Origin of the sequence: Acidithiobacillus sp. IBUN Pt1247-S3, assembly GCF_041146875.1 — a bacterium.
Classification (GTDB): Bacteria; Pseudomonadota; Gammaproteobacteria; order Acidithiobacillales; family Acidithiobacillaceae; genus Igneacidithiobacillus.
Window position 1 is genome coordinate 1 of the sequence record NZ_JBFRXP010000065.1, and the last position, 1186, is coordinate 1186.

A 1186-nucleotide genomic window follows, 5' to 3' on the forward strand; every position below is an offset into this window, starting at 1 on the left:
TTCCGTTTTCATAAGATTTGTCAGCCACGTCTGGTTGAATGCTGGAGGCTATATGGCGGAATCGGAGTGGGGCACCATTTTGGAAGACTTGCAACACCTTTGTGAGGAGTTCCCGACGGGGATTGTTGCCATTGGTGGGGTTGCGGTATGGTTGCACACTAAAAAGTATCTCGACGACCAACTGTTACAAGGTAGCCATGATGCGGACTTTTACATGAGCCTGCAGGACTACTCGCAGTTGACGGATTTGTATGAGGTTACGCGGAACAATCGTCTGGGGAAGAGTCAGATTGTCCAGAACGGGACAGATTTTGACGTGTATGTAGAGGGGCAGTCCCGGTTAGCGGTTTCTTATGCCCAGGCACAACGATATTCGGAAGAGATCGGGGGTATCCGTTGTGTATGTCGTGAGCATCTGTTGGTGCTTAAGGGCCGCGCATACGAAGATCGGCAGGGGTCCGCAAAGGGCAGGAAGGACGCCAAGGACATTGGAAAGCTCTTTGTGTTGCTCAGTGAGGACGCGAACCGTAAGCCGGAAGCGTTGTCTGGTTTGCGGGAAGAAGACTTGCGGCTATTTGGTCAAGTGGTGGGAGACCCCGAGGTTTTTAACGAAATGGCGCTGCAGAACCGACACTGGGGAAAGCAGTTGCGGGACATGGCGAAGCGAGGATTACAGTATGTTGAAGCCTCCCAGAAACATCTCTATCGGGCACCCTATCGTGCTCCAAGCACCGTTTCCCGAGGGCGAACGAAAAAACCTGACATCGGTATCTGACCTTTGTGTCAGGGCTGGGGTTCGTCTTCGGGTTCAGGGGGAAAGCGCTGTGCGTCCGCGTGTGTGGATTAGTGATGCGCTGCCAACGGCACGGGTTTGGGGCGGCGATGGGCAAGAGATTGCAGTTCTTGCCTTGGATGACGTGCTGGTTGATCAACGGGAGTTGTCTATAGATTGGGGCGAAAGCCTGGATTTGCCGGCGCTGCGGGCTTTAGAGCTTTTAGCGTATGGGTTCTTTGATTATGACGCCCGTGAGTGCCTGTGTTTCCAGGGCGTATTTGATGATAAGCGCTGTTTGCTGCCCCCCTGGGAGTGTGCGGTGCCACCAGCCGTGTCTACCCGGTAGACAAGATGCCGGGCTTGACCTGCTTTCGATCTATACCAGAGCAGGGTCCATGGATTGAGGGCGCA

At 54.1% G+C, this 1186-nt stretch carries 2 protein-coding genes; both read left to right on the plus strand.

Translation table 11 applies throughout. The annotated features are described in order from the left end of the window. Window positions 1–52 precede the first annotated feature (52 nt). Complete coding sequence (locus AB4090_RS15050; protein ID WP_369574689.1) at window positions 53–775, plus strand: hypothetical protein; 723 nt, start codon at window positions 53–55, stop codon at window positions 773–775. Window positions 776–824: 49 nt separating this feature from the next. After that, window positions 825–1121, plus strand: a complete 297-nt coding sequence (locus AB4090_RS15055; protein ID WP_369574690.1) for a hypothetical protein — start codon at window positions 825–827, stop codon at window positions 1119–1121. Window positions 1122–1186 lie beyond the last annotated feature (65 nt).

Excerpts from the sequence above, each read along its gene's own strand:
- AB4090_RS15050 (WP_369574689.1), top strand. The coding sequence starts at position 53 with ATGGCGGAATCGGAGTGGGGCACCATTTTGGAAGACTTGCAACACCTT.